Genomic DNA, 8,896 nt, shown 5'->3' on the forward strand with positions numbered 1-8,896 from the left:
ATGAAGGCCATGAGCCACCACATGGCCGGACCCTTCATATGATCCAACAACCCTCCTCCGATCATCGGACCGAAGAAGAGACCCAATTGCCCCAAATTGTTGGCACCGTAGTAAGTGCCCCGCATCCGATCTTTGGCTATGCGATCGATGAACAAGCTGGACACCGGAAAGATGAGAATTTCCCCTAATGTGATCAATACGACACCGGTAATAAACGCCGTATCCTGCGAACCGACTGCAAAGGAAAGAAATCCTCCCACAGATAAGAGGCATCCAATGAACAAGCTGGTCAATATATGCTTCTTTTCAGCCCACCGGGTGGCAAAATACTGCAACAGGATGACCATGGCCGCGTTCATGGTCAATAGAAGAGGATACAGGTGATCCGCTGTTCCGGCTTGTTCAACCAAGTATAAGGGCAAGGAGGATTCGATTTGAGAATAGACGATAAAAAATAAAATCCCTGCCAGCACAAAATAGCGTAACGCCCGATCGCGCCGGATCACTTTCCAACATTCACGAAAGGGAACCGTATTGGCTTCGGGCCCCTGTACTTTCGGGAGATCGCGACGGTAACGCAATAAAAAGGTGCTTAATGAAAGGAAGTAAAGGGTATAAATGATTCCGGTGTATAGAAAGATCGTCATTCCGAGCGTGTTATAAAGAAGGGAACCCAGCAAGGGACCCGCAACCATCCCGATATTGATGGCAATGTAGCGATAACTGAAGATTTTCAGCCGTTGTTCCGGGGTGGAGACATCGGCCATCAAAGCCTGGGAAGTAGGTTCGAAAAAAGCCCGGCACAGCCCGTTGAGACTGTTTAAAAGAAAAAAATCCCAGAACGATTCAGCAAACATAAACCCAAAGAAGACGCCGATCCATACCAAAAAAGAAAAAACCATGATTCGTTGGCGTCCCCAACGGTCGGACAGATACCCTCCAACAAACCCGCCCAGCGAGCCCGTCAAGCCGCTCATTCCCAAGGTGATTCCCACGGAGAAGGGATCGAGATGAAGCGATTGGGAAAGGTGAATGGCCAAAAAAGGGAGACTCATAAAGGATGCCAAGCGGGTAATGGCCGTACCGATAATCAAAAACCATACGATGGGGTGGTATCCCCCGTATTTGACCCAACGATATTTTTCTTGCCGTGAGAGGGTGCTGGAATTGGAGTGGTAGGACATAGGCACTCTGTGGCTCCCGTCGAAGTAACTTTCATTATGGTATCGGTTCAGTCCAATCGGTACAATTCATTCGAAGCACTAAATGAATAATCCATGAGAATGATCGTAATGACTGACATTCTGACAACAGGGGGCGGAGATCCCTTAGGAGCAATCAAAAGAGAAGGACAGCAGATTCTCTTCAGAAAACGTTCTCTCGATAGTCAATCAAGTATAGCGGTCTCCTTGTCCATCCACATCGGGCCCCAGGGTTGAATGATTGCCTTTGGAGTATTCCTGCTCTTATCCATCATTACGATAGCTGGGTACGGGAGTCGGACCGTTGATGCTGTCAAACCCTCTTGCCTCCCGGTGTAAAAAAATTTGTCGGTATTTCGCAGGAGCCTTCCCTTGCCAAAAGGAGATGAACCGAGATGAAAAAGTGGATTGTCATGACCATCATTGTTTTGATCCTGATCGGAGGAGTGTACATTGCATCGATGGAGCCGGAAAAAACAAGTGAGAAATCCGGTCAGAATGACGTCGAAATCACCCAAAAGGTCCGGGTCCACCCCGATGGCAATGCCAACGTATTCCAAGACTCCGAGGATGCGGATCGCATGTACTTGCCGAGAACGGATTTGTTCAAGAACTTACATACAAACTACGTCGTGATGGAATCCTATCCGCCGATTTATGAAATGAATGTGACTGCGAGGGCAAAAGAGGGGGCAACCACCCATGAGGCCCTTCGGGATGATGACCGGTCGAATGAATACGGAGGGTTTGTGACGATTTCCATTCGACAACAAAACAATCGGATAGACTTGGAAGGGGAGACCCGGACGTTTTCCATCGATGGGAAAAAAGTCAAAGGGATCGTATATGACGATTTAGAGGGCTCTCGAATCAGAGCCCGGTTTGAATGGAAGGGGATGAAATACAATGTGAATCTCTATAAAAACGTCCTGAAAAAACCGGATCAAGGGGAGAAGTACATGCTGGAGATTCTGGAGTCCTTTGAGAAAGTGAAATAAAAAGGCTGGAGTTTGATTGTTTCACCTCATCTATTTCCTCGTTACGGGCTGTATTTTTAACATTGGAAAAGCCTTCAGGCTAAACATAAAGGGGTACGATCTTCTTTCCAATGGAATACCGAAAAACTCGACGTTTTACCGATGGTCAGGGGAAGAGAGCTTTAGTATGATCAAGATGCCCAATGCCCTGTGACTTCTACGATTGTTTGACCATGTGAACATCGTTGACCCTCTTGTATGTGCCCCCTCACTTGTTGAGGGGGTTTTTTTGCCTCGATATAACGCTATGCTTTCGTTTTCCTCTACTGAAAAGCGGCTTTTCTTAACAATAAAAAAATCATCATTGGACGGGGAAGCTGCTGTTGAACCTGGGCGAGCAAAACGTCTGAAGTCTGCGATTCAGAGGCAGGATGCACAGTATTTCGGCAAGAAACTGTTTCCAACTCCCTGGGACAAGATGGGAGCCCTTACTCAATCCATTCTTCAAGAGCATGTATTCAACAACGGAAATAAACGAACCGCTTTCGCCTGTATCGGGATGTTTTTGGTGAAAAACGGATACAGCCTGGAAATGTCCAATGAAGACGCAGAAGAAATGATGGTTTCTTTTGTGACGGAGGAACGGTTCAAAGAGACGATGGGTCTTATCAAATCGGACAAGTCATCGAACCGATCGTCAAAACATACTCATAAAAAACATGACCATTTGAAACCCAACAATGTGACCCGACCCCGGAGTACCGTATGTGAATCAGCTCCCATTGCATCCCGCTTGCCCGTACGGGAGTCGGGTTTTTTCTATCCAAAAAGGATTTATAGCATCTACTTTTCCTTCCCATTCTCTCATTTTCTCCATCACTTGATCGAGTCCACGCATGAGGTCCTGGATTGGCAGTGTTTTGACCTCTGTTCAACTGCTGTAAAAACAGGGCAGAAGACATAAAAAAACAGCCCGAAAATAGGCTGTCATTTTAACAAGGGTTCAACTGCTGATAAACAAATACCCCAAGGGGCCACCCCCTGTGGGTGAAGTCATCAGAACCCTCCTCAAATTAACCGCAAAGCCGCAACCACTAAGCCTCCGACGGCAATGAAAGTGGTTACAAACCAGATGATGAGGCTGTTTTTCGCCCCGGCTACCTCTTTGCCGACATAATCCTTGGTGGCTCCGCTCTTTGCTATTTCATCGACTCTGCGATCCAAAGCTTTCACCTGGTCCCGAGTTGCCATTCTTGAATTGATTTCATCCAACCGTTTGCTCATACTTGAGTTGATTTCATCCAACCGTTTGCTGTCGTGTTCACGGTGGATCTCCAGCGTTTTGATCCTGTTCTTGATCTCAGCCAGTTCCCCGAACAACCGGTCCCAGTTCTGTTGCTCCATCTGCTCATCCCCTTCCCGATGGGGTGCAGCTTCCTTTTGAGACTGAAGAATCTCTTTGATCCCCTCGATATCTTTTTCTAACCGTTCTCGATCCGCACTCACAGGAAAACTCCTCGTACATTTATTTTAGTTTACCACAGAGGGTCACTCTTCGGCCCCAACGCTGAAGATTTGTTCGAACGTTTTCGCTTTCTTTAGAAGGTTGTGGTCATGCTTCAGCATGGTGCGGATGATCCGGCCGGTGTCATCAGACGGGAGGGAAGCTCGGGAGTGTGCCGTCCGTCTTCCGCGGGAAGGATGGTTTGGTCCTTTAGGTGAATCCGGGTGCAGTATCGTTTCCCCGGCCAAATCCCGTACCGTCACCCGCTCTTTCGATCGAAGAACAGCGTACCCCCCGGAGATCTCCGGGGGGTGTCTGTGAAGTGGGTTGTTTTTCCATATGGATGATCTGAATCTGAACCAACAGAGGATCTCGATCCGATCCTTTTTTTCTGTTGTTTGCGGTGTCCTGTCTGTCCCTCGAAAGTGCAGAGGAGATGAAGGGGTTTGCTTCGACGGATGAAGAAGAGGCCGGAAGTGCATTACAATAATGAACATCCCCATCATCCCTTGGTTTGGGGCAACCATTCGAATGTTTCCCGGAAAAGAGTGAGCGGTTATGGATGTATTCTTGATGTTGCTTGTCATCACGGCATTGGGTGTCATCTCCAAAAACGCAACGGTATGGATGGCGGGTCTCGGATTGTTGGCCCTCCGCTTGTGGCCGGGGGATCAGCCGCTGGCTTGGACGGAGCAGTATGGATTGAAAATCGGCGTGATCATTCTCACCATGGGGGTGCTTTCTCCCATCGCCCTGGGGAAAATTCCGTGGTCCCACCTCGTGGATACCATCAAAAGCGTCCCCGGTCTGGCCGCTGTGGCGGTTGGGATGTTTGTGGCTTATCTGGGGGGAAGGGGGGCCGGGCTGTTAACGGACCAGCCCACCATCGTGACCGGACTGTTGATCGGAACCATCATCGGAGTGGCCTTGTTCCGCGGCGTTCCGGTCGGCCCTCTGATTGCGGCGGGGATCCTCTCTTTGTTCGCCCATTGGCTGAGATGATGATTTTGCCAAGGGTGCCGGATGGAGCGGCGCCAAGTACGAAAAGACCTGCCGGATCGGTTGACAGGATCCAAACCTTATGACCATAAAAAAGCGTGACGATGAAACCATCATCGGAACCGGAGTGATCCCTCCGGTGTGCCGATGGTTTCAAGGTCACGCTTTTACGGTTTTTGTATGGATATAAGGCGTTTTTTCCGTTCCTCACAGAAACAGACGCAGGGCATAGACGATCGCCATCCAGATCGGAACACTGATCAGCGTGGCATTGAACAGTCCGACAGCAGCTTGGTTCATCCAATCGCACCCCCGTCTGTTTGGTTGAGTCCATTATAAAACATCGCAGGACGACATGGGGGAAAGACGGCGAAACGTAAACAACGCGTAATCTGCCTGTAAAAAAACATGAATTCCGGGAGCGGGGCCATGACGGGATATCCGGTTTCAAGCCGGGAAAAACCCGCACACCGGTGCGGGTTTTAATGATAGCGTTGCTTCAAGAGCTTTTTGATTTCCGGGAAAAGATAGTGGCTTCCGTCCCGGTCGTGGACGTCCTTGACCATGGAAATGGTGAGAAGGTCGGGTTTGGCTCCGGGTTTGCCGGACAGGGTGGCCAGCCATCCCAGTTCCATGGGGTTGGGGTCATCGTAGCTCTTCTTAAGCTCGGCGGTTCCGGTCTTCATGGCCAATTCCACTCCCGGGGTCTTCAGATCGTTGCCGGAGCCGCCCGGCGTGGTGACCACCCCTTTCAGAATCCGGTGGATGGTTTGGGCGGTTTCGGGAGAGATCACGTTCTTTCTCCATACCTTCGGTTCCACCGTATCTTTGCCTTCCTCCAGGATCAGACGGGGCTGGAGCATGTTCCCGTCATTGACGAAGGCTGTGTAGATCGAGGCCCAGAAGATGGGGCTGACCTGGAGTTGCCCCTGACCGTAGGCCGTGTCCGCCAGTTGGATGTCGTTCTTGAATTTCCCGTTGTTGGAAAAGGTGGCGTTGGTCACGGGGATGGGGAAGGGCAGCGAATCTTGGAATCCGAATCTCAACAACTGCTGCTGAAAGGATTCGGCCCCGATATTAAGCCCCACCCGGGCAAAGTAGATATTGTCCGACCAGGCCATGGCTTTCTGCAGGTCCACCGGGACGTTGGGGTGGTCCACCCGTCTTACGTAGTACCCTCCCCAACTGGAGTCCTTCTGCCATTTCCCCGACCGGGTGTCGTAGGTGGTCCCGGGTTTCATCTTTCCGGTCTCCAGCCCGATCGCGGCGGTGATCGGTTTCATCGTGGAACCGGGGGTGTAATTGTGGACGAAGCGGTTGGCGATGCTGCCGATGTGCTGTTTGTATTCCTTGTCGGTCAGGCCCTTCGCGAAGGCGTTGGGGTTGTAGGAGGGGGTGCTGACCGCTCCCAGGACCGCTCCGGTCTGCGGGTCCAGGGCGACGAAGGCCCCCGTGTCTCCTTTCAGCGAGTCGTACAACCGTTGTTGCGTGTTCAGGTCAATCGTTAACCGGATGTCTGTTCCGTTTTGTGGAGAGGTGGTGCCGAGGACCCGCTTTTCTTTTTGATCCGGCCCCACGATCGCGATCCGGATGCCGGGTTTTCCGCGGAGTTTCTTTTCCATCGCTTTCTCCAACCCCGCTCGGCCCGCGATGTCCCCTTCCCGGTACCCCTCGTCTTTCCGCTCTTTCAATTGCTCGGAGGTGAGCGGGGCTGCAAACCCGGTGATGTGTGCGGTCAATGCTCCTTTGGGATAGTGGCGTTGGGTATGGTTTTGGATGGAAACGCCTTCCACTTCAAGGGCTTTGGCGATGGTTTCTTTCTTTTCCGGAGATACTTTCTTTAGCGGAACATACTTCAACGGAGCGGCTTTCGACAGCTTTTCCTTGATCTCTTCCGGCTTCATATCCAAAAGACGGGAAAGTTGGCTTTGGAACGTTGAGAGGTCCGGGATTTCTCCGGGAACGGCCCCGATGGTGACGCTCCCCTTGTTGACCGCCAACCCCTGGCCGTCCTTGGTTCGGATTTCCCCGCGGAGACCGGGCACGTGTCGGACCTCCACCTGATCTTCCCCGGTCAAGCCCGGGATCATCATCGAGGGGGTCCAGTCCACCCTCCATTCGCCGTCCTCGCTTTCCACCACTTTTCCTTTGGTGTCAAACTGGATCTTCCCGACTTTTTTGGAGTCGATGGTCGTGCGGTAATGTACCGTTTGGGTGGGTTCTTCTGTCTTTTCCATCCGGAAGCGGATCTCTTTCTGCCCCAGGGTGTCGGCGAGGTCTTTGTGTTTTTCTATGAACTCCTTTTTGGAAACCTTTTTCCGGTCTTTCTCGCTGAGCAGCTGATACATCGAATCATACTTCCCGGTTTCCCAGTGCTTCAAGTAAGCCTGCATCACGGTGTGGGGATGTTCCTGCCCGAACAGCACCTCGGTAAGGATGAGACCGGTGCCGATCAGAAGGGCGATTCCCGCAATCACTGTCACTCTGCGCGGCACTTTCTGCCTGAAGAATTCCCGCAATTGCCTGAATACCGTCAGTCCTTTTTGTTTCATTTGCGCACCTCAAATGTAGGAAAACCTGTATGTACCCCTTCTTTTGTAACATATCCTTTCTCTCAAAGCTATCAATCTTTTGTTATAAATGTTGCAGGATATATTTTCCGGGTGTGCGCGATTCAGCCACGGAACAGCAAAAAACAGTCCTGCCGTCGATCGGCGGGACTGTTGCCATATGGAGGTTTTTTCGGCGGGGGAATCAGCGAAGTTTCCGGATCTGTCCCCGGATTTCCCCGTCGGGATTTTGTTCGGTATGGACATTCACATAAGTGTTGCCCCTTCTCATCTCACGGACCAAATCGGCGATGGTCTTTCCTTTCAGGGGACCCACCAGATCGTCAGCGGTGATCGTTCCACTCACCACTCCTTTGTTCACACTGATCCCCGGAGTCGTAAATCCGAAAAGGAATGCGACAATCGGGCCGTTGACTCCCCGGGGTCCCAAATGGATGTGGGCTTGGGTGAACCTGCGGATGTTCCGCACCTTCAGCACATAGAACAGCCGTTTTTTGTCCCGGCTGACGAGGAGGTGAGTGATGCCGAAAGCCCGGGTGCGTACCGGGGGCACTTCCTCCGCTCCTCTCAATACCGCAATGAATTTTCTCATAAAGCAAGCTCCTTTCCTGCGTTTCTTAAAATATTCAGCAGGTGGAGAGGGCGAAACAGCAGGCGTGGAGGGCTCTTTAACCGGTTTTTGGTGTAAAGGGTTTGTCATAAAAAGAACCGCCCTGCCCCGGGCAGGGCGGCGGTCCTTCTCACGCGGAATCACTGTCCGCCAGTGTTCTTCTCCTGATTTGCAGCCATTGAATCTCTTTGCCGTTTCCGATCATCACAATGAGGGCTTCGGGTTTTACTTCCATGATCAGGCCCGTTTTATCATCGCTGATCCGGATGGTGTCTCCCGGTCTCACGCTTCTTCATCCTTCCCCCGCCATGGATTGATCTTTCACCCTCTTTTCTCTCCGAAATCTTCCGCTATTAATCTTCTTACTCAGATTATTCGTGGACAGGGGTGATTTTCAGTCCCCTTTGCGGAGAAAAGACGGGGGAATGGAAGGTCAGGAGTCCGGGTCTTCCATCCCTTCCAGCTTCTTTGCCAATTTCATCCGGGTCAGCTCATCTTCCAGTTTTCCGATTCCCCGGTTCAACGCCAGCGCCACCAGTTCGGGAAGCGTTCCCCGATCGAGGTCGAAGGCTTCCAGCTGCCGGGCTTCCTTCAACAGTTTGCGCAGGCGTTTCAGTTCATCGTCGGGAACCACAATTTCCCCTTCATCGCGGACCTTCACACGCATCATCGCTCCTCCTTCGGTTTTCTTATTCATCATTATGGTGTGAAAGGAGGAGGATTTAAACCGGGGAGAAGGGAAAGAGGGCCCCCGGGAATTTTGAACACCCAAACGAGTCTGTTTAAGAAGGGGAGACCAACCGGTCTCCCGTTCTCTTGTTTCCGACCCGAAATCAAATTCAAACCCCCTGGAAGCGTTGTGAAAAAGTGAGCGGCAGCATTTACCCAAAGCCGCTCCGGCTGCACTCACAGAGCACAAGTCTCGCCTGGGTCGCTTCACTCCCCGGTCTCGCTATGCACTCACAGAGCACAAGTCTCGCCTGGGTCGCTTCTCTCCCCGGTCTCGCTATGCACTCACAGAGCACAAGTCTCGC

General features: G+C 51.5%; 9 protein-coding genes. 3 read left to right on the plus strand and 6 right to left on the minus strand.

Annotated features, from left to right (window positions below):
• Positions 1-1,184, minus strand: a 1,184-nt coding sequence (locus C8P63_RS18185; RefSeq protein ID WP_108026709.1) for an MDR family MFS transporter, incomplete at its 3' end; no start/stop codon positions are given.
• Positions 1,185-1,597: 413 nt separating this feature from the next.
• Between C8P63_RS18185 and C8P63_RS18190 the strand changes: the two genes are divergently transcribed.
• Entirely contained in the window at positions 1,598-2,200 is a 603-nt protein-coding gene (locus tag C8P63_RS18190; RefSeq protein ID WP_108026712.1) for a hypothetical protein, read from the plus strand.
• Positions 2,201-2,468: 268 nt separating this feature from the next.
• Complete coding sequence (locus C8P63_RS18195; RefSeq protein WP_108026715.1) at positions 2,469-3,143, plus strand: type II toxin-antitoxin system death-on-curing family toxin; 675 nt, start codon at positions 2,469-2,471, stop codon at positions 3,141-3,143.
• 104 nt (positions 3,144-3,247) lie between these two features.
• On the opposite strand, the gene C8P63_RS18200 is transcribed toward C8P63_RS18195, so the two are convergent.
• Positions 3,248-3,685 carry a hypothetical protein gene (locus C8P63_RS18200; protein ID WP_108026718.1) on the minus strand — a complete coding sequence of 146 codons (438 nt, stop codon included), beginning with the start codon at positions 3,683-3,685 and terminating at the stop codon, positions 3,248-3,250.
• 556 nt (positions 3,686-4,241) lie between these two features.
• On the opposite strand from C8P63_RS18200, the gene C8P63_RS18210 reads away from it, so the two are divergent.
• Positions 4,242-4,685, plus strand: coding sequence for a DUF441 domain-containing protein (locus C8P63_RS18210; RefSeq protein WP_108026724.1), 444 nt, complete (start codon positions 4,242-4,244; stop codon positions 4,683-4,685).
• Between the two features lie 479 nt (positions 4,686-5,164).
• On the opposite strand, the gene C8P63_RS18215 is transcribed toward C8P63_RS18210, so the two are convergent.
• The 4 genes from C8P63_RS18215 to C8P63_RS18225 form a co-directional block, all read right to left on the minus strand.
• Positions 5,165-7,234, minus strand: coding sequence for a penicillin-binding transpeptidase domain-containing protein (locus C8P63_RS18215; RefSeq protein ID WP_108026726.1), 2,070 nt, complete (start codon positions 7,232-7,234; stop codon positions 5,165-5,167).
• 202 nt (positions 7,235-7,436) lie between these two features.
• The gene (locus C8P63_RS18220; RefSeq protein WP_108026728.1) at positions 7,437-7,844 is read right to left on the minus strand and encodes a CHRD domain-containing protein; all 408 of its coding nucleotides are present in this window, start codon (positions 7,842-7,844) and stop codon (positions 7,437-7,439) included.
• 148 nt (positions 7,845-7,992) lie between these two features.
• A complete protein-coding gene (locus C8P63_RS19305) occupies positions 7,993-8,148 on the minus strand; it encodes a hypothetical protein (protein ID WP_170109757.1) in 156 nt (51 codons plus the stop codon).
• A gap of 147 nt (positions 8,149-8,295) precedes the next feature.
• Positions 8,296-8,529 (minus strand): hypothetical protein, encoded by a 234-nt coding sequence (locus C8P63_RS18225; protein ID WP_146172215.1) that lies wholly within the window; start codon positions 8,527-8,529, stop codon positions 8,296-8,298.
• Between the last annotated feature and the right edge of the window lie 367 nt (positions 8,530-8,896).

This window comes from Melghirimyces profundicolus (assembly GCF_003054245.1).
In the GTDB taxonomy this organism is placed as follows: domain Bacteria; phylum Bacillota; class Bacilli; order Thermoactinomycetales; family DSM-45169; genus Melghirimyces; species Melghirimyces profundicolus.